The organism is Aeromonas sp. PS2Canimalfood6, from assembly GCF_048276795.1.
GTDB classification, from domain to species: Bacteria; Pseudomonadota; Gammaproteobacteria; order Enterobacterales; family Aeromonadaceae; genus Aeromonas; species Aeromonas caviae.
The window spans coordinates 42,216-59,568 of sequence record NZ_JBLUXC010000018.1; the positions used below are offsets into that span (position 1 = coordinate 42,216).

Sequence of the window (17,353 nt, forward strand, 5' to 3'; positions counted from 1 at the left end):
ATAGCTGCACCTATCTTCGCCGTTTATTCTGGCGAGGCGATGTCGTGCACCCATTTCCCAATATTTCCCACCTGCCGGAGATTCTATTTTCGGCGGGGGAAGAGACTCATTCTAAATATTTAAATCTGGGGTGTTTATATTATGGAAAACTTCAAGCATCTGCCCGAACCCTTCCGTATTCGTGTCATCGAGCCGGTCAAGCGCACCACCCGTGCCTATCGGGAAGAGGCGATTGTCCGGGCGGGCATGAACCCCTTCCTGCTGGACAGCGAAGACGTCTTCATCGACCTGCTGACCGACAGTGGCACCGGCGCCATCACCCAGGACATGCAGGCCGCCATGCTGCGCGGTGACGAGGCCTACAGCGGCAGCCGCAGCTACTATGCCCTGCAACAGGCGGTGCAGGAGATCTTCGGCTACTCCCTGACCATCCCCACTCACCAGGGGCGCGGCGCCGAGCAGATTTACATCCCCGTGCTCATCAAGAAGCGGGAGCAGGAGAAGGGGCTGGATCGCAAGAAGATGGTGGCCCTCTCCAACTACTTCTTCGACACCACCCAGGGCCACACCCAGATCAACTGCTGCGTGGCGAAGAACGTCTACACCAGGGAGGCGTTCGATACCTCGGTCACCGCCGACTTCAAGGGCAACTTCGATCTGGTGAAGCTGGAAGAGGCCATCCTGGAGGCGGGCCCCGCCAACGTGCCCTACATCGTCAGCACCATCACCTGCAACTCCGCCGGGGGGCAGCCGGTCTCCATTGCCAACCTGAAGGCGGTGTACGAGATCGCCAGAAAGTACGACATCCCCGTCATCATGGACTCCGCCCGCTTCGCCGAGAACGCCTACTTCATCCAGCAGCGGGAGCCCGGCTACGCGAACTGGACCATCGAGGAGATCACCAGGGAGTCCTACAAGTACGCCGACGGCCTCGCCATGTCGGCGAAGAAGGATGCCATGGTGCAGATGGGGGGGCTGCTGTGCTTCAAGGATGACAGCATGCTGGACGTCTACACCGAGTGCCGCACCCTGTGCGTGGTGCAGGAGGGCTTCCCGACCTATGGCGGCCTGGAAGGGGGCGCCATGGAGCGCCTGGCGGTGGGCCTGCGAGACGGCATGCGCCAGGACTGGCTGGCCTATCGCATCGGCCAGGTGCAGTACCTGGTGGACGGGCTGGAGGCCATCGGCGTGGTGTGCCAGCAGGCAGGGGGCCATGCGGCCTTCGTGGATGCGGGCAAGCTGCTGCCCCACATCCCGGCGGATCAGTTCCCGGCCCACGCCCTGGCCTGCGAGCTCTACAAGGTCGCCGGCATCCGGGCGGTGGAGATAGGTTCCCTGCTGCTGGGGCGCGACCCCGCCACCGGCAAGCAGCACCCCTGCCCGGCGGAGCTGCTGCGCCTGACCATCCCCCGTGCCACCTATACCCAGACCCACATGGACTTTGTCATCGAGGCCTTCGGCGAGGTGAAGAAGAACGCCCACCGGGTGAAGGGGCTGGACTTCATTTACGAGCCGGCCGTGCTGCGCCACTTCACCGCCAGACTGAAAGAGGTCGAGCATAACGACCCGTCAGCCGGCAAGACGCAGAAAAAATTGATAGAAGCATAACGAGTCAGGGGCACAGATTTTTCTGTGCCCTTTTTTTTCACTGCTCTGTGAAAGATTTGGAGTGACACACATGACATCAACACCGTCCGTCATCGGAGGGGCCTGCATCATTGCCAGCGTCTGTGTCGGTGCCGGCATGCTGGGGCTGCCGAGCGCGGGAGCCGGGGCCTGGACCAGCTGGTCAACCCTCGCCATCATTCTTACCATGGTCGTCATGACGGTTTCAGGCTGGATGCTGCTGGAAGCCCTGAAACCCTACGCATTGACCGCCTCCTTCAACTCGGTGACCAAGGATCTGCTCGGTCACAGGATCAATCTCTTCAACAACCTCACCGTCTATTTCGTGGGCGGCATTTTGCTCTATGCCTACATCACCTCGTCGGGTCTCATCCTGGGCGGCCTGCTGGGCATCAATAGCCAGCTGGCCTCGGTGTTGTTCGTGCTGGTGTTCTCCTGGTTCGTCTGGCATTCGACCCGGGCGGTGGACAGGATTTCGGTCGTCCTGATCGTCTTCATGGTGCTGAGTTTCGTGTTCGGGGTCTCCGGGCTTGCCAGCAAGGTCGACACCGCCAAGCTGTTCAACTCCTTTGCCGAGGAGCTGGGCCGCGCCCCTTACGCCCTGGCCATGCTGCCGGTGGCGCTCACCTCCTTCGGTTACCACCATTCGGTGGCCTCGATGCGCGCCTACTACGGCGAGGAGCACAAGGCCAAGCAGGCGATCCTGGGGGGCACCCTGATCGCGCTGGCCCTCTACCTGCTGTGGCTGCTGAGCATCTTCGGCAACCTGCCCCGCAGCGCCTTCGGTCCCGTCATCGCCAAGGGGGGCGACGTGGACGTGCTGCTCAGGGCGCTGGCCTCGGTGATCGAGTCCAGGCAGGTCTCCCAGGCCATCAACCTCTTCTCCATGGCGGCCATCCTTTCCTCCTTCATCGGGGTGGGGCTGGGGGTGTTCGACTACCTGGCGGATCTGTTCAAGTTCGACAACAGCCGCCAGGGGCGGGCCAAATCCTGGGCGGTGACCTTCCTGCCCCCCCTGGCGCTCTCCCTGATGTTCCCGTTCGGCTTCGTGGTGGCCATCGGCTATGCCGGGGCTGCGGCGACCGTCTGGGCCTGCATCATCCCGGCCCTGCTGGCGAAGAAGTCCCGGGAGCTGGCCCCGGACGAGGCGGGGTTCAAGGCCCCCGGCGGCCAGCCCATGGTGGTGGCCGTCATCGTCTTCGGGGTGCTTACCGCCATCTTCCACCTGATGGCCATGGCGGGTCTGCTGCCCGTCTACACCGGTTGACCCTGGTGTGCTGAACCTGGCCCCATCCCGAACATATTCCACGGATGGGGCGCAGGATCCGGCCCGTTTCCCCCCATTTTCCCTCCGGATTTGATACCCGAAGGCATGCAGGGTAAAGTCCCCCGGCGCCAGCAGTGGCGAACGCAGGAGAAGCACGGCAGTGTGCCGTGACCAGTCGACAATCCGTTTGGGGGAGTAATGGAACAGAAACCATCGTTGGTGGGCGGGGCATGCATCATTGCCGGCGTCTGTGTGGGGGCCGGCATGCTGGGGCTGCCGAGTGCGGGGGCGGGCGCCTGGACCCTCTGGTCCATGCTCGCGGTGGCACTGACCATGGTGGTGATGACGGTCTCCGGCTGGATGCTGCTGGAGTCCTATCGGGGCTATCCCCTGCGCGTCTCCTTCGATACCGTGACCCGGGATCTGCTGGGGGAGAAGGTCAACGCCCTCAACAATCTCAGCGTCTACTTCGTCGGCGGCATCCTGCTCTATGCCTACATCACCTCGGCCGGTCTCATCATCAACGGCATGACGGGGATGGGCAGCCAGTGGGCGTCCGTGCTCTTTACCCTGGCCTTCTCCCTGCTGGTGTGGCACTCCACCCGGGCGGTGGACCGCATCTCGGTGTTGCTGGTGATCCTGATGGGGCTGAGCTTTGCCTTCGGCATCTCGGGCCTGTCGATGAACGTGCGCCTCGATCTGCTGCTCGACCGGGTGGGCAGCGAAGTGAGCTACGCGCCCTATGCCCTGGTGATGCTGCCGGTGGCGCTCACCTCGTTCGGCTACCACCATTCGGTCTCCTCCATGCGCGCCTACTACGGTGAAGAGCGCCGTGCCAGCCGCGCCATTCTGGGGGGTACCCTGATCGCGCTCGCGTTTTACCTCATCTGGCTGGTGAGCGTCTTTGGCAACCTGCCCCGCAGCGAGTTCGGCCCGGTGATCGCGGAGGGGGGCAACGTGGATGCCCTGCTCAAGGCTCTCGGTTCGGTGATCGAGTCCAAGGCGGTGGCCAGCGCCCTCAACGCCTTCTCTATGGCGGCCATCCTCTCCTCCTTCATCGGGGTGGGGCTCGGGGTGTTCGACTACCTGGCGGATCTGTTCAAGTTCGACAACAGCCGGGGTGGCCGCGCCAAGTCCTGGGCGGTGACCTTCCTGCCGCCCCTGGTGCTCTCCTTGCTGTTCCCGTTCGGCTTCCTGGTGGCCATCGGCTATGCGGGCGCCGTGGCGACCCTGTGGACCTGCATCATCCCGCCTCTGCTGGCCTGGAAGGTGCGGGCGGCCCGGCGCGAAGAAGGTGGCGAGGGCTTCCGCGCCCCCGGCGGCCTCTTCATGATCGTCCTGGTGATCCTGTTCGGCGTGCTGACCGCCGCCTTCCACCTGCTCAACATGGTGGACCTGCTGCCCGCCTACAAGGGCTGAGCCGTTACCCGGGTCGCAGTGCCAGCACACAATGACAAAGAAGGAGCCTCATGGGCTCCTTCTTGCTTGTCACACAGGCAATATTGGCGTCGGTTACTGAATGCCGACCGACAGGGAGTGGGGGACCTTGGCGCCTTTACGGGCGGTGGCGCGCATCTGGTAGACCTGGATCAGGTACTTGCCCGACTTGGGCAGGGTGCCTTGCCATTTTGTGTCCACGTTGCCGCCGCCCAGAGCCTCGGCCTGACCCGGGATGGCGCCCGGCGCGAAGACGTTGAAGTTGGCATTGGTGCTGCCGGTGATGGCGACAGTCATGGTCTGGCCTTCTTTGGCGCCCAGGGTGTAGTTGATGGTGTCATAACCGGAGAAAGTGCCGTCAACCTTGGCGCTGTGCGCGCCTTTGGCGAAGTGCACCGGCACCGTGGTCACCTTGTCTGCCGCCTGAACCGAGGCCGCCATCATCATGGCCAGCAAGGCGGCCGTTACTGCTTTTTTCATTATCTATTGCTCCTGTGATCGGGCCCTGGCACGGGCCTCGAGGGGAAGATATGCCTGAGCGATGACGCGACTCCATCGAAATGATGGGGCGGTCGGAGTGGGGGATGTTGCAAGATTTGGGGTATGCACAGACGGACATGGTGCCTTTTGGCCGCAAGCCAGATGAACACAAGGTCGATGGGGTTTTATATGGCGAGTATCCCTGATACAGGGGGCGTTTTTGTCAACGTGGTGTTGACGAACAGGGTGCCCGCTGCGGCCATGACTCTGCGACAGAATTGATCGCCCCGGGTCTCCTGCATGGTCAGGGCGCGGGAGGGCTTGCGGAAAAAGAGGACGTCATGGCTGGCTGGAGCCCTCAGCCGCCATGGCCTGCTGCTCATAGCGCGCCACCGTGCCGTCCTGCTTCATTTGCCGGATCACGCTGGCAAGGGGGGGCAGCAGATCCTGATGCCGTTCGTGCAGGTAGACGTAAGAATCGGCCAGCTCCATCACCCCGGCGGAGTAGATGCCGGCATAGCCCGGGTCCTGGCGCGTCAGGGCGGCCAGGGCCTGGCTGGCAATCAGGGTCTGCTCCACATAGAGGTCACTGCGCCCCTTGAGCAGCTTGCCCATCCCCTGCTCGGCGGTGGTGATGGCAAAGAGCCGGTTCGGTGCCACCACCTTGCCCAGCATCATCTCCGGCAGCTTGGCGCCACGGCGAAACTCGACCCGATAACCGGTGCCCAGCAGGCTGTGCCACCCCTGCAGCTGGATCCCGGGCTGGTGGGCATAGGCCTGATAGGAGACGGCGAAATGGGGCTCGGGCACGCGCTGGAGGGTGCGGGTCTGCTGCTGGTAGCTGGCGGCGCGGTGGATCTCGCCATCGACCTGACCCTGCTCTGCCAGCAGGGGGGCCCGTCCCCCGGGGTAGCCCTGGTACTGGAATGCATAGCCCAGGCGGGCGAACGCATCCCGATAGATGAGATCGAGCCAGCGACCATAGGGGGACTCCCTGGTTTCAAGGGAGCTCACCAGTGTGATGTTGCCTCTGCCTTGCGCCCCCCATACCTGGAAGGCCAGCAGCAAGAGCAGTGAAAGAGCGAAGAAGCGGTATCCTGAAACCTGCGCCATGGTGTCCCTGTCAGAGCGGTGGTTGCAAAGGGTGACAGTCCCATCCTAGCCCAGGGGGTTGCCCGGTCCAGCGCTTTCTGCCGTCCGCCCGTGGATATCCTCCCGTCCCGCCTTGCCCGAATGAACGCCAACCAAGGGAGATGGCCAGCGCCGCTCACAGGCTGGCGAAATCCACCTCGGGCAGGGTTTCGAAGCCGGGGCGGGCAAACAGATAGCCCTGCATCAGGCTGACGCCCATCTCCCGCAGGCAGGCCATCTCGTCGCGGGTCTCGACCCCTTCCGCCAGCGGGGTGATCTGCAACTCCGTAAACAGCGCCAGACAGTGGCGAACGATGGCCTGACGGATCGGGTCCTGGTCGATGCCGCGCAGCAGGTGCATGTCGAGTTTGATGATGTCGGGGCGAAAATCGGCCAGCAGGCTCAGGCCCGAGTAACCGGCGCCAAAGTCGTCGATCGCCGTCTTGAAGCCCAGGGCCTGATAGTGATCGACGATGCCGCGAATATGGCGGTTGTCCTGCACCTGCTCCACCTCGGTGAACTCGAACATGATCTGCTCGATGGGAAAGAGATGCTCGCGGGCCGCCTGCAACGTGGTGCGGATGCAGCGCTCCGGGCGATAGACCGCATTGGGCAGGAAGTTGATGCTCAGCATGCCCCGCATGTCGAGGCGGGCGGCCAGCGCGATGGCCTTGATCCGGCACAGCTGATCGAAGCGGTAGCGGTTGTCGTCGTTGACCCGTGCAATCACGCTCTGCGCCGGCTCGTTGTTGAGCCCCCGCACCAGAGCCTCATAGCCGAAGAGGGTGCGCTGGCTGCAATCGACGATGGGCTGAAAGGCCATGGTGAAATCGAAGTCGAGATCCACCTGCTCATGACACTGCTGGCAGAGGGTGGAGGACGGGGCGGCAGGTATGTCCATGACGTTCCTTTCAAGGCGTGGGGTCGCGAGAGATTGCCTCAAAGGATAACAGCTCCTCTCTCGCCGGCAGAGGTTATTCCTTGGGGCTGGCGGGTATCGGGTAGAGGATTGTGTGGCAAAGTCGGGGCCATGATGGATTCGACAATGACCGATCAATACCAAGCAGCATACTCCGTAGGCCTCCGTCGCCCCGCAGGTTCGATTAGCGCAGCGTCATCGGACGAACGAGAGGTTTTGATTGCGGTTGTTGCCATGAAACAGGGTGGCCAGCCGGAGGGGAAAATTCGGCTGGCCGTTATGGCGGGAGAATTGATTTACGCGAACGTCCGATTACGCCTGACGGCTAATCGAACCTACGAACTGACATTGTTAGCTAATGCCAATTACGGACATCATGTTTGAAAATTTGCTTGATGAGAAAGTTGCATTCATAATGCTCATGCTTTTTTCATCTGAATAAACATTTAAACCAAAGGGTTTTAAATTTAATTTATTAACTGTAACACTTCCATTCTTTTCTTTTTCACAGTCAATTATCACGCCATCTGGCGTAGTTACTTTAACTCTATTTCCGCTTTTAATTACAAGAACAGATGGGTTTGTAGAGAAATTATCTTTTACCAATGGATACCACTCTGAACCATCTTGTTTGGCTGGTATATTAATCCATATCCTGGGAATCTTGCCATCCCCTATTAATATGGGAGCGAATCCTTTGAAATCTATCAAAGTATTAACATTGGATATGATGTTGCTACCGATATAAATACTACTCGGTGCCTTATAGTTGGTGGGAAGAGAATTAATCTTCATTGCCATTCTCCCTTAGTAACATGTAGTTTTCTTTTTTTGTTATTGATGAAGTGCTCTTCTATCGCGTTTAGTAAATCTTCCTTTTCTTTGTCTTCATTAGATTTAACGAAACGCTTTGTTACTAGGCAAATAAATAAGCCAATGACTAGCGATATTATTTCCCATCCAGCTAGTTGAGGGTCTTCTTTAGCTACTAAGGAGGCTACGGCTTTTCCAATGATCGATATTAGTAGGCCTATACTAGCACCTGCGAACAAATTAAAATACATTTCTGTGTTATCAGGCTTTTTTATGATGCTAAATTCATATCTAGTTAAATCGTATGGCATTTCAGCGATATAACGTGTGGGCTCACTTTCTATAAAACCTTCCATTATTAACGGCTTGTCGAATATCTCGCCAGAAAAATGCTTTGATGCGACATTCTTAGAGTCTTTAGGCAATTTAGGTTCCTTTATCCTATTGATAATGACTCATGTCATAAAAATACTAACCTTATCACACAGAGATTCTTGTATTGAACCTATCTGTAAAAAAATGGCGCCTATGGCGCCATTTTGGGGTAATACAGGCAATCTTCGTTACTGCAGCAGGGAGATATCCGCGACTTGCAGGAACAGGTTGCGCAGGTTGTTCAGCAGTGCCAGACGGTTGGCCTTGAGGGCTTCGTCGTCGGCCATCACCATCACCTCGTTGAAGAAGGTGTCGACCGGCTCGCGCAGGGCGGCCAGACGGGTGAGGGCGGCCTGATAGTCACCGGCGGCGAACAGCGGGGCCAGTTCGGCTTGCAGTTCGGCAACCTGGGTGGCCAGCGCCTTCTCGGCGGCATCGACCAGCAGTTCCGGTTTGACGGTCGTGGGCAGTGGAACCTCGACCTTGGCCAGAATGTTGCTCACGCGCTTGTTGGCGGCAGCCAGTGCCAGTGCTGCATCCAGCGTGCGGAAGTGGCTGACGGCCTTGACGCGGCGATCGAAGTCCAGCGGACGGGTCGGGCGGCGGGCCAGAACGGCCAGCACCACGTCGGCACCGATGCCTTCGTCCTGATAGGCGGCGCGGAAGCGGCCCAGCATAAAGTCGACCACGTCGGTAACGACGGTTTTGTTGGTCAGCTTGTCGCCGTAGACGCGTACCGCTTCTTCAACCAGTTCAACCAGATCCAGGTCCAGCTGCTTCTCGGTCATGATGCGCAGGGCACCGATGGCGGCGCGACGCAGGGCGAACGGGTCCTTGTCACCCTTGGGCAGCATGCCGATGCCGAAGATACCGGCCAGGGTGTCGAACTTGTCGGCCAGCGCGACGGCGCAGGCAACCAGACCGGACGGCAGGGCATCGCCGGCAAAGCGCGGCATGTACTGCTCGTTGAGGGCCACGGCCACGGCTTCGTCTTCGCCATCGTGACGGGCGTAGTGCATCCCCATGACACCCTGGGTGTCGGTGAACTCGCCGACCATGTTGGTCATCAGATCACACTTGGAGAGCAGACCGGCACGGCGGGCCTGAGTCACGACGGCATTATCGCCACCACTGATGCGCTCGGCGATAAAGCCAGCGACGGTCTCGATACGCTCGACCTTGGCTTTGACGGTGCCCAGCTGTTGCTGGAACAGCACGGTTTCAAGGCGCGGCAGGCGGGAGGCCAGGGTCTGCTTGAGGTCGGTCTTGAAGAAGAACTCGGCGTCAGAGAGACGGGGACGAACCACCTTCTCGTTGCCGCTGATGATCTGGCTCGGGTCTTTGGACTCGATGTTGGTGACGAAGATGAACTTCGGCAGCAGCTTGCCGTGCTTGTCGTAGACCGGGAAGTACTTCTGGTCACCCTTCATAGTGTGCACCAGCGCTTCAGCCGGCACGGCCAGGAACTTCTCTTCGAAGTTGGCGGTCAGCACCACCGGCCACTCGACCAGTGCGGTCACTTCTTCCAGCAGGGCGTCGTCCAGATCGGCCACGCCACCGAAGGCGGCAGCGGCCGCTTCGACGTCAGCCTTGATTTTGGCCTTGCGGGCCATGAAGTCGGCAATCACCATGCCGCGCTCCTGCAGGATCTGCGGGTACTGGCTGGCGTTGTCGATGGTGAACTCGCTCTCGCCCATAAAGCGGTGGCCGCGGATGGTGCGGGCAGAGTCGATACCCAGAATGTGGGCGGGCACCAGCTCGCCATCCAGCAGCAGGGTCACGGTGAAGACCGGACGCACGAACTGGATGGTCTTGTCGCCCCAGCGCATCATTTTCGGGATGGGCAGTTTGGCCAGCGCCTGGCTAACCAGTTCGCCCAGCAGATCGACGGCCGGACGGCCTTCGACCTTGGCGGTGTGAACCAGCCATTCGCCCTTGTCGGTGACCAGACGCTCGGCCTGCTCAACGGTGATGCCGTTGCCACGGGCCCAGCCTTCGGCAGCCTTGGTCGGCTTGCCTTCGGCATCGAACGCCTGCGCTACGGCCGGGCCGCGCTTCTCGACGCTCTTGCTCGGCTGTTCGCCAGCCAGCTCGCTCACCTTCAGCGCCAGACGGCGCGGTGAGGCAAACCACTCGACGGCGCCGAAGGCCAGATCGGCCTTGGTCAGTTCGGCTTTGAAGTTGTCGGCAAAGGCTTCGGCCAGGGAGCGCAGGGCTTTGGGCGGCAGCTCAGCAGTACCGATCTCTACCAGAAATGTATATTGTGCCATGTCCGTTCCTTAACCTTGCTTGTTCTCACTGCGCTGACACATAGGGAAGCCCAGCGCTTCGCGGGAGGCGTAGTATGCCTCTGCCACGGCCTTGGTCAGGGTGCGAATGCGCAGGATGTAGCGCTGACGCTCGGTGACCGAGATGGCCTTGCGGGCATCCAGCAGGTTGAAGGAGTGAGCGGCTTTGAGGATGCGCTCGTAGGCAGGCAGCGGCAGCGGTTTTTCCAGTGCCAGCAGGTTCTGGGCTTCCTTCTCGTACTGCTCGAAGCAGTGGAACAGGAACTCCACGTCGGCGTGTTCGAAGTTGTAGGTGGATTGCTCCACTTCGTTCTGGTGGAACACGTCGCCGTAGGTGGTCTTGCCCAGCGGGCCGTCAGACCAGACCAGATCGTAGACGCTGTCGACGCCCTGGATGTACATGGCCAGACGCTCGAGACCGTAGGTGATCTCGCCGGTCACCGGCTTGCACTCGAGGCCGCCAACTTGCTGGAAGTAGGTGAACTGGGTCACTTCCATGCCGTTCAGCCACACTTCCCAACCCAGACCCCAGGCGCCCAGCGTCGGGTTTTCCCAGTTGTCTTCCACGAAGCGGATGTCGTGGATTTCAGGATCCATACCCAGTTCTTTCAGGGAGCCCAGATAGAGTTCCTGAATGTTGTCGGGGGAGGGCTTGATGATCACCTGGAACTGGTAGTAGTGCTGCAGGCGGTTCGGGTTCTCACCGTAGCGGCCGTCAGTCGGACGGCGGGACGGTTGTACGTAGGCGCAGGCGATGGGCTCCGGGCCCAGGGCGCGCAGGCAGGTCATGGGGTGGGAGGTACCGGCACCCACTTCCATATCCAGCGGCTGAATGATGGTACAGCCCTGGCGGGACCAATAGTCCTGCAACTGCAGGATCAGGCCCTGAAAGGTTTTGACATCGAATTTTTGCATAGTGTTTTTCGCGCGAAATGAAATCAGAGCAAGATTTGCTGAATGTGAACCGAGGGAGTATACCGTCTGGCATGGTCGGATAATAGGCGAAATTACAGGGGATTAGTGGGGCTATGTTGCCGCTTGCCCTATGATGTCGCCGACGCAAGCGGCCTGCCGATGGCCGATGAAAAACAGGGGAGAGGAAATGGAACTGCGCTGCGCCTGGGTGACCAAAGACCCGGAATACATCGAATACCATGACAAGCAGTGGGGCAGGCCGGTGTATGACGCCCGCGAGTTGTTTGCCAAGCTCTGCCTCGATGGTCAACAGGCGGGGCTGTCGTGGATCACCATCCTCAAGCGCACCGAGAGCTACCATCGCGCCTATGCGGATTTTGATCCGGTGCGCATCGTGCAGTTCGACGACCAAGATGTGGAACGGCTGATGCAGGATACCGGCATCATTCGCAACCGGCTCAAGGTGCAGTCGATCATCAAAAACGCCCGCGCCTATCTGGCGCTGGAGGCGGAAGGCATCGACTTCGTCGATTATCTGTGGGGCTTCGTGGGCGGCGCCCCCATCGTCAACCAGCGTCAGGGCAACGGCGACATTCCGGCGACCTCGCCGGAGTCGGATGCCATGTCCAAGGCCCTCAAGAAGCGCGGCTTCACCTTCGTCGGCAGCACCATCTGCTACGCCTTCATGCAGGCGGTGGGCATGGTGAACGATCATCTGGTGACCTGCCCTTGCCACGCCGAGTGCCAGCAAGCAGCGGCGACGTGAAGGGGAAATGCACGAAGAAGGGAGGCTCAAGCCTCCCTTCTTTTTTTGCTCTGAATCAGCAGGGCTCAAGGGGGCGGCCGAGCGCCTCGCACACCTCGTCGCTGCTCATCAGCCGCACGAAGGGGCCGGCCAGGGTGGCGTTGTGATGGGCGATGATCTGGGGGGCGGTCAGTTGCGGCGTGTCCATGCAGGTATGGGCATCGCTCACCAGCACTACGGTGTAGCCGAGATCTGCCGCCGCCCGGCAGGTGGTGTCGATGCAGTACTGGGTCTTCATGCCGGTGACGATCAGGGTCTGCACGCCGTCCTCTTTCAGCCAGCCATCGAGACCGGTGCCATGGAAGGCGCTGGGGCGCTGCTTGTCGAACACCCGATCGGCCTCGCCGACGACCAGCTCAGGCGCAAGCTGCCAGAACGGACTGCCGGCGGCGATGGGGCTGCCGGCCGGGCCCGTGTGGCGCACCGCCAGCACAGGGAGAGCGGCACTGCGGGCCGCCTGGCTCAGGCGATTGATGTTGGCCAGGGTCTCGGCCCCGGCATGGGGGGCTTCCGGGCCGTGAAGGAGGCCCACCTGGATGTCGATGATGAGCAGCGCGGGGCGGGAAAGGGACGACATGGTCATGGCTCCGTGAGAAATGTCACCCACTCTGGGGCCATGGGCTCTTATGAGACAACCCGCATATGGGGGGCAACCACTCCAGACCCCGGGAGCATGTTCCGTTGCACCGGGCCTGGGGCCTTTTCGCCCCTCGGTACAGCCGGGATACAGTCACACGGGTTCACCATCGGGATCGTCATCACGAGGGAATCCCGTGTCACTGAGCGCCGTTCGCCCTCTCTTCCCCGGCCTGATCGGCTGCACCCTGGGGATGACGTCGCTCGTCAGGGCAAACACGAGGGGAAGCCGGCCCTGTGCAAGGAGGTCCGAGGCTGCACAAACGACGCCCCCGAGGGCCGAGTTTGCGCTACCGGGATCTTGCCCCTCCCCTATCATTGAAAGACGCCGGACCGGTTCAGGTTGTCTGGCGAAGGAGCCATCATGAAGAAGTCCGTATTGGCGCTGCTTGCCGCCACCGCCTTGCTGGCCGCCCTGCCTGCACAGGCCACCAAGCAGGCCCAGGAGCGCCGTGACGCCCGCGATGTGCGTCAGGATACCCGTCAGGAGTCCCGTGACGCGAAACAGGCGTGTCGTGAGGGGGTGGTGGGCAATGCCGACTGCCGCCAGGAGCATCGTGACAACAAGCAGGAGGGGCGAGACAAGGCCCGGGATATCAAATATTGATGCGGGCCCGTCCGAAGATGGTCTGCACCGGGTAAGTCGCAAGGGGCAGGGGGCGTTTTGCCCCCTGCCCATCTTCGCAATGCGCGCGTCACACTCTGGCGCCTCTCTGGGTTAGAATGCGCGGCCATCGGCTAGAGTCGTTCTTTTTCAGAGGTTTTTTCATGCATTTCAAGAAACTGGTTCCTGCACTTGCCCTGACCGTCGCCATCACTGGCTGTACCACCAACCCCTATACCGGTGAATCCCAGACCTCCAAGGGCGCCTGGGGCGCGTTGGCGGGTGCGGCGACCGGCGCAGCCGTGGGGGCGCTCTCCTCCAGCAAGGGCGACCGCAAAAAGGGCATCCTGACTGGCGTCGCCGCCGGTGCGGCCCTGGGTGGCGGTATCGGTTACTACATGGATGTGCAGGAAGCCAAGCTGCGTGAGAAGCTGCAAGGCACCGGCGTCAGCGTGACCCGCAACGGTGATCAGCTGATCCTCAACATGCCGAACAACGTCACCTTCGACAGCTCCAGCGCCCAGCTGAAAGCCGCCGGTGCCAACACCCTGTCCGGTGTGGCCCTGGTGGTTGCCGAGTTCGACAAGACCCGTCTGAACGTGGTCGGTCACACCGACAGCACCGGCTCCCGCGAGCTGAACATGAAGCTCTCCCGGGATCGCGCCGATGCCGTTGCCGCCCAGCTGATCGGCCAGGGCGTGTCCGGCAGCCGCATCGCCATCAGTGGTGTGGGCCCGGATCAGCCGGTGGCCAGCAACAGCACCGCTGAAGGTAAGGCCCAGAACCGTCGGGTAACCATCACCCTGACCCCGACCGCCTAAGCGGCCCGGTTCGATGCCAAAAAAGGCCCCGCCAGCGATGGCGGGGCCTTTTGTTATTCGGCGTTGTGGGCAGTGGCGCCTTGTTCTTTGCTCCCTTCTCCCCTTGCGGGAGAAGGGGCGGGGATGAGGGGATAACCGCCTCTTAGACAGCCGCAGTCAGCTGCACTTCTACCCTGTAGCCTTCGTGGGCCAGACGGGCCTGCACGCAGGCGCGAACGGGGGCTGTGGCATCAGGGGAGCCAGGCATCCCGTTTTGATTAGACAGCGGCAGTGAGCTGTACTTCCACCCTGTAGCCTTCGTGGGCGAGGCGGGCCTGCATGCAGGTGCGCACGGGGGCGGTGTCTGCATCAGGGGAGCCAGGCATCCCGCTTTGTTTAGACAGCCGCAGTCAGCTGCACTTCCACCTTGTAGCCTTCGTGGGCGAGACGGGCCTGCACGCAGGCGCGAACGGGGGCTGTGTCTGCATCAGGGGAGCCAGGCATCCCGCTTTGTTTAGACAGCCGCAGTCAGCTGCACTTCTACCCTGTAGCCTTCGTGGGCCAGACGGGCCTGTACGCAGGCGCGGACCGGGGCTGTGTCGGCATCAGGGGAGCCAGGCATCCCGCTTTGTTTAGACAGCGGCAGTGAGCTGTACTTCCACCCTGTAGCCTTCGTGGGCGAGACGGGCCTGCACGCAGGCGCGCACGGGGGCTGTGTCGGCATCAGGGGAGACAGGCATCCCGTTTTGATTAGACAGCGGCAGTCAGCTGTACTTCCACCCTGTAGCCTTCGTGGGCGAGACGGGCCTGTACACAGGCGCGAACGGGGGCTGTGTCGGCATCAGGGGAGCCAGGCATCCCGCTTTGTTTAGACAGCCGCAGTCAGCTGCACTTCCACCTTGTAGCCTTCGTGGGCGAGACGGGCCTGTACGCAGGCTCTGACCGGGGCTGTACCCGCAGGGATCCAGGCGTCCCACTGGGCGTTGAAGGCGGCGATGTCTTCAATGTCCTTGAGATAGATGTTGGCCATCAGGATCCTGTCGACGCCGGAACCGTTGGCTTCCAGCAGACGCTGCAGGCTTTCCAGCACTTCACGGGTCTGCTGGTGGATGTCGGCGGTGTCGGTGGCGGGCACTTCCACCACGTAGAGGGTGCCGTTGTGGATGACCACATCAGACCAGCGCTGGGTGGTCCCGATACGGGTAATGGTTGTCATGTTTGCTCCGGTACAGGGTTATTGACCCTTGCGGATCAGATAGCGATAGGGGGCCTGCTCTGTCTCGCTGGCGACCAGGGTGTGGTCCATGAAGCGGCAGAAGCTGGGAATGTCGCGGGTGGTGGAGGGGTCGTCGGCGCTGACCAGCAGGGTCTCCCCATCCGCCATCAGCCGCACTTTCTTGCGAACCATCATCACGGGTTCGGGGCAACGAAGCCCGATTGCGTCCAGCTCGTGGGTCGCATTGCAGAATTCAGTACTCATGAATAATCAACCTTCAGCCGCACCTTCTTGCGCGCTATCGTCACGGGTTCGGGGCAACGAAGCCCGATTGCGTCCAACTCGTGCGTTGCGTCGCAGAATAAAGCACTCATCAATAATCAACCTTCAACCAATTCGGCCAGCAATGATACTCACGGCGAAAAAATAATCAAACCACGGGGCGGTTATGCAGCATATGCTACCAAAATGTGAACCGGCTCTACCCAGGCTTCGCTCGATGAGTAATATAAAAATTGAACCATATTCAACAAGGAGGTGTGAATATGCAGGTCTCCTACGGCAGATTGCAAGCCTACGCAGGCATGGGGTTCTTGTCGTTCGCCATGATAGTGCTGGGCAGCCCGATCGGTAATACCGGTACCTGGTTCGGCTCCATGGTGATGATAGGACTGGGGCTCTGGATCGAGCTCAGCGACTACTACGACGAGGATGAGGACGAGAACGATCCCTCCTGAGAGCCTGGCTCTCGGTACTCAAAGGCGGACGATGTCCGCCTTTGTCATTTCTGCTCCGCGCCGGAACGGGTCGAGCGCATGGCGCGTTCCAGCTGCTGTGCCGTCTGCTCGGGGTTGGCCCTGGCGTCGTTGAAGAAGCTGCTTAGCACATCCATGATCCCCTGGCGCATGTTGGTGGGCACCGCCATCCCCTCCGCCATGCTGGGCAGCAGGTTGTCCTGTTGCTCGGCGTGGAGGAAGTCCCGATAGGAGCGGATGGCGCAGCGATCGAACTTGCTCATGTCTGGCTTGATGAGCGCCGGGATGGAGCCCTTCACCCGGTTGAACGCTTCCTGGAAGCGCGGTGTCATCAACAGCCTGGCCAGCTCGCCCTGGGCCTGCAACTGGGCGGGATCCCGCTGCTTGAACATGGCGATGGAGTCGAGGTTGTAGCTGAACAGCCCCTGGCTGCCCGGGCTTGGCAGGCACTCGATATCCTCGCCGGGGCGGTAGTTGCCTGCACTCAGCTCGCCTTTCACCCAGTCCCCCATCACCTGCATGGCGGCGCCGCCGCTCTCCAGCAAGTTGGTGGCCTGGTGCCATTTCAGGCCGGCGTATTTCTCGGGCACATAAGCGCGCAACTGCTGGAAGCGAGTCAGCACCCGCACCATGTCGGGGCCGGTCAGGGTGGCGCTGTCCTGTTCGAGGAAGGCCTTGCGATAGAAGGTCTTGCCCCCTTCGCCGAGGGCCACCGTTTCGAACAGCACCGCGATCTGCCAGGGTTCGTTACCGATGGCGAGGGGGGGGATGCCCTGCTCCTTGAGCTTGTCCGCCACCGCCACGAACTGGGCCCAGTCGGTGGGGGGCTTGAGCCCCTGTCGCTCGAATACCTTGCGGTTGAGCCACAGCCAGTTGACCCGGTGGATGCCGGTGGGGACCGCCATCAGGGCGCCGTTCTGGCTGAGGGTATCGCGCACCATGGGGGGCAGCTGAGGGTACCAGCCGAGATGCTCGGCCATGGGGGTGAGATCGCGCAGAAAGCCCAGGCTGCCCCACTCGTGCAGCTCGAACCCCTTGAGGTGGGCCGCCTCCGGCGGGTTTGCCGCCAGGGCCCGGCTCTTGAGCACCGTCATGGCGCTCTTGCCGCCCCCGCCCTGTACCGCGAAGTCGTTCCACTGGTTGCCCTGTTCGGCCCACTCGGACTTGAGCACTTCCACGGCCCTGGCCTCGCCGCCGGAGGTCCACCAGTGCAATACCTCCACCTGGGAGGCACAAACGGGCAAGGAGAGCAGGGCGATGACAGAAAAAGACAACCACTTCATACA

19 protein-coding genes and 2 pseudogenes are annotated in these 17,353 nt (G+C 61.2%); 8 read left to right on the top strand and 13 right to left on the bottom strand.

All coding sequences use genetic code 11. The features are described from left to right. Positions 1-141: 141 nt before the first annotated feature. The 3 genes from tnaA to ACNPAA_RS09885 all read left to right on the top strand — a co-directional run bounded on the left by tnaA (position 142) and on the right by ACNPAA_RS09885 (position 4,312). On the top strand, positions 142-1,608 hold the full coding sequence (gene tnaA, locus ACNPAA_RS09875) for a tryptophanase (protein WP_010672391.1): 1,467 nt from the start codon (positions 142-144) through the stop codon (positions 1,606-1,608). 70 nt (positions 1,609-1,678) lie between these two features. Further along, positions 1,679-2,893: an aromatic amino acid transporter gene (locus tag ACNPAA_RS09880; protein ID WP_417891723.1), complete on the top strand. Its 1,215-nt coding sequence runs from the start codon at positions 1,679-1,681 to the stop codon at positions 2,891-2,893. Positions 2,894-3,091: 198 nt separating this feature from the next. Next, positions 3,092-4,312, top strand: a complete 1,221-nt coding sequence (locus ACNPAA_RS09885) for an aromatic amino acid transporter (RefSeq protein ID WP_049636371.1) — start codon at positions 3,092-3,094, stop codon at positions 4,310-4,312. Between the two features lie 93 nt (positions 4,313-4,405). Here ACNPAA_RS09885 and ACNPAA_RS09890 read toward each other — a convergent pair whose 3' ends face one another. From ACNPAA_RS09890 to ACNPAA_RS09900, 3 genes are all read right to left on the bottom strand, one after another. After that, a complete protein-coding gene (locus ACNPAA_RS09890; RefSeq protein ID WP_010672394.1) occupies positions 4,406-4,810 on the bottom strand; it encodes a hypothetical protein in 405 nt (134 codons plus the stop codon). A gap of 339 nt (positions 4,811-5,149) precedes the next feature. Continuing rightward, positions 5,150-5,923, bottom strand: coding sequence for a hypothetical protein (locus tag ACNPAA_RS09895; RefSeq protein ID WP_417891724.1), 774 nt, complete (start codon positions 5,921-5,923; stop codon positions 5,150-5,152). Positions 5,924-6,077: 154 nt separating this feature from the next. After that, the gene (locus tag ACNPAA_RS09900) at positions 6,078-6,842 is read right to left on the bottom strand and encodes an EAL domain-containing protein (RefSeq protein ID WP_113978817.1); all 765 of its coding nucleotides are present in this window, start codon (positions 6,840-6,842) and stop codon (positions 6,078-6,080) included. Positions 6,843-6,986: 144 nt separating this feature from the next. Here ACNPAA_RS09900 and ACNPAA_RS09905 point away from each other — a divergent pair, with 144 nt between their 5' ends. After that, positions 6,987-7,244 (top strand): hypothetical protein, encoded by a 258-nt coding sequence (locus ACNPAA_RS09905; protein WP_417891725.1) that lies wholly within the window; start codon positions 6,987-6,989, stop codon positions 7,242-7,244. Here the strand turns inward: ACNPAA_RS09905 and ACNPAA_RS09910 are convergent. The 4 genes from ACNPAA_RS09910 to glyQ form a co-directional block, all read right to left on the bottom strand. Then, positions 7,212-7,655: a hypothetical protein gene (locus ACNPAA_RS09910; RefSeq protein WP_152952594.1), complete on the bottom strand. Its 444-nt coding sequence runs from the start codon at positions 7,653-7,655 to the stop codon at positions 7,212-7,214. The genes ACNPAA_RS09905 and ACNPAA_RS09910 overlap by 33 nt on opposite strands. Then, entirely contained in the window at positions 7,652-8,098 is a 447-nt protein-coding gene (locus ACNPAA_RS09915; protein WP_053288903.1) for a hypothetical protein, read from the bottom strand. The genes ACNPAA_RS09910 and ACNPAA_RS09915 overlap by 4 nt, the downstream gene beginning before the upstream one ends. 138 nt (positions 8,099-8,236) lie before the next feature. Then, positions 8,237-10,318, bottom strand: a complete 2,082-nt coding sequence (gene glyS, locus ACNPAA_RS09920) for a glycine--tRNA ligase subunit beta (protein WP_417891726.1) — start codon at positions 10,316-10,318, stop codon at positions 8,237-8,239. Between the two features lie 9 nt (positions 10,319-10,327). Continuing rightward, positions 10,328-11,251, bottom strand: coding sequence for a glycine--tRNA ligase subunit alpha (gene glyQ / locus ACNPAA_RS09925; RefSeq protein WP_005339464.1), 924 nt, complete (start codon positions 11,249-11,251; stop codon positions 10,328-10,330). Positions 11,252-11,438: 187 nt separating this feature from the next. On the opposite strand from glyQ, the gene ACNPAA_RS09930 reads away from it, so the two are divergent. Then, on the top strand, positions 11,439-12,017 hold the full coding sequence (locus ACNPAA_RS09930; RefSeq protein WP_053288901.1) for a DNA-3-methyladenine glycosylase I: 579 nt from the start codon (positions 11,439-11,441) through the stop codon (positions 12,015-12,017). A gap of 55 nt (positions 12,018-12,072) precedes the next feature. Here ACNPAA_RS09930 and ACNPAA_RS09935 read toward each other — a convergent pair whose 3' ends face one another. Continuing rightward, positions 12,073-12,633: a cysteine hydrolase family protein gene (locus ACNPAA_RS09935; RefSeq protein WP_080989849.1), complete on the bottom strand. Its 561-nt coding sequence runs from the start codon at positions 12,631-12,633 to the stop codon at positions 12,073-12,075. 423 nt (positions 12,634-13,056) lie between these two features. Here ACNPAA_RS09935 and ACNPAA_RS09940 point away from each other — a divergent pair, with 423 nt between their 5' ends. Beyond that, positions 13,057-13,299 carry a hypothetical protein gene (locus ACNPAA_RS09940; RefSeq protein ID WP_043156027.1) on the top strand — a complete coding sequence of 81 codons (243 nt, stop codon included), beginning with the start codon at positions 13,057-13,059 and terminating at the stop codon, positions 13,297-13,299. A 161-nt stretch (positions 13,300-13,460) separates the two neighbouring features. Then, positions 13,461-14,117, top strand: coding sequence for an OmpA family lipoprotein (locus ACNPAA_RS09945; RefSeq protein WP_010672405.1), 657 nt, complete (start codon positions 13,461-13,463; stop codon positions 14,115-14,117). A gap of 142 nt (positions 14,118-14,259) precedes the next feature. Here the strand turns inward: ACNPAA_RS09945 and ACNPAA_RS09950 are convergent. From ACNPAA_RS09950 to tusA, 4 genes and pseudogenes are all read right to left on the bottom strand, one after another. Further along, positions 14,260-14,352: pseudogene (locus ACNPAA_RS09950) on the bottom strand (RidA family protein); the annotation flags it as partial. 258 nt (positions 14,353-14,610) lie between these two features. Continuing rightward, positions 14,611-14,700, bottom strand: a pseudogene (locus ACNPAA_RS09955) (endoribonuclease L-PSP); the annotation flags it as partial. Positions 14,701-14,964: 264 nt separating this feature from the next. Further along, a complete protein-coding gene (locus ACNPAA_RS09960; RefSeq protein ID WP_052814723.1) occupies positions 14,965-15,312 on the bottom strand; it encodes a RidA family protein in 348 nt (115 codons plus the stop codon). Positions 15,313-15,330: 18 nt separating this feature from the next. After that, on the bottom strand, positions 15,331-15,576 hold the full coding sequence (tusA, locus tag ACNPAA_RS09965) for a sulfurtransferase TusA (protein ID WP_041214136.1): 246 nt from the start codon (positions 15,574-15,576) through the stop codon (positions 15,331-15,333). Between the two features lie 281 nt (positions 15,577-15,857). Between tusA and ACNPAA_RS09970 the strand changes: the two genes are divergently transcribed. After that, complete coding sequence (locus ACNPAA_RS09970) at positions 15,858-16,049, top strand: hypothetical protein (RefSeq protein ID WP_010672410.1); 192 nt, start codon at positions 15,858-15,860, stop codon at positions 16,047-16,049. Between the two features lie 44 nt (positions 16,050-16,093). Here ACNPAA_RS09970 and ACNPAA_RS09975 read toward each other — a convergent pair whose 3' ends face one another. After that, positions 16,094-17,350 (bottom strand): ABC transporter substrate-binding protein, encoded by a 1,257-nt coding sequence (locus ACNPAA_RS09975; RefSeq protein ID WP_201921891.1) that lies wholly within the window; start codon positions 17,348-17,350, stop codon positions 16,094-16,096. Positions 17,351-17,353 lie beyond the last annotated feature (3 nt).

Coding starts and splice junctions, on each gene's coding strand:
- glyQ (WP_005339464.1), bottom strand. CDS start 11,251: ATGCAAAAATTCGATGTCAAAACCTTTCAGGGCCTGATCCTGCAGTTG.
- ACNPAA_RS09885 (WP_049636371.1), top strand. CDS start 3,092: ATGGAACAGAAACCATCGTTGGTGGGCGGGGCATGCATCATTGCCGGC.
- ACNPAA_RS09880 (WP_417891723.1), top strand. CDS start 1,679: ATGACATCAACACCGTCCGTCATCGGAGGGGCCTGCATCATTGCCAGC.
- ACNPAA_RS09890 (WP_010672394.1), bottom strand. CDS start 4,810: ATGAAAAAAGCAGTAACGGCCGCCTTGCTGGCCATGATGATGGCGGCC.
- ACNPAA_RS09910 (WP_152952594.1), bottom strand. CDS start 7,655: ATGAAGATTAATTCTCTTCCCACCAACTATAAGGCACCGAGTAGTATT.
- ACNPAA_RS09960 (WP_052814723.1), bottom strand. CDS start 15,312: ATGACAACCATTACCCGTATCGGGACCACCCAGCGCTGGTCTGATGTG.
- ACNPAA_RS09895 (WP_417891724.1), bottom strand. CDS start 5,923: ATGGCGCAGGTTTCAGGATACCGCTTCTTCGCTCTTTCACTGCTCTTG.
- ACNPAA_RS09930 (WP_053288901.1), top strand. CDS start 11,439: ATGGAACTGCGCTGCGCCTGGGTGACCAAAGACCCGGAATACATCGAA.
- tusA (WP_041214136.1), bottom strand. CDS start 15,576: ATGAGTACTGAATTCTGCAATGCGACCCACGAGCTGGACGCAATCGGG.
- ACNPAA_RS09945 (WP_010672405.1), top strand. CDS start 13,461: ATGCATTTCAAGAAACTGGTTCCTGCACTTGCCCTGACCGTCGCCATC.
- ACNPAA_RS09940 (WP_043156027.1), top strand. CDS start 13,057: ATGAAGAAGTCCGTATTGGCGCTGCTTGCCGCCACCGCCTTGCTGGCC.
- tnaA (WP_010672391.1), top strand. CDS start 142: ATGGAAAACTTCAAGCATCTGCCCGAACCCTTCCGTATTCGTGTCATC.
- ACNPAA_RS09935 (WP_080989849.1), bottom strand. CDS start 12,633: ATGTCGTCCCTTTCCCGCCCCGCGCTGCTCATCATCGACATCCAGGTG.
- ACNPAA_RS09970 (WP_010672410.1), top strand. CDS start 15,858: ATGCAGGTCTCCTACGGCAGATTGCAAGCCTACGCAGGCATGGGGTTC.
- ACNPAA_RS09975 (WP_201921891.1), bottom strand. CDS start 17,350: ATGAAGTGGTTGTCTTTTTCTGTCATCGCCCTGCTCTCCTTGCCCGTT.
- ACNPAA_RS09900 (WP_113978817.1), bottom strand. CDS start 6,842: ATGGACATACCTGCCGCCCCGTCCTCCACCCTCTGCCAGCAGTGTCAT.
- glyS (WP_417891726.1), bottom strand. CDS start 10,318: ATGGCACAATATACATTTCTGGTAGAGATCGGTACTGCTGAGCTGCCG.
- ACNPAA_RS09905 (WP_417891725.1), top strand. CDS start 6,987: ATGACCGATCAATACCAAGCAGCATACTCCGTAGGCCTCCGTCGCCCC.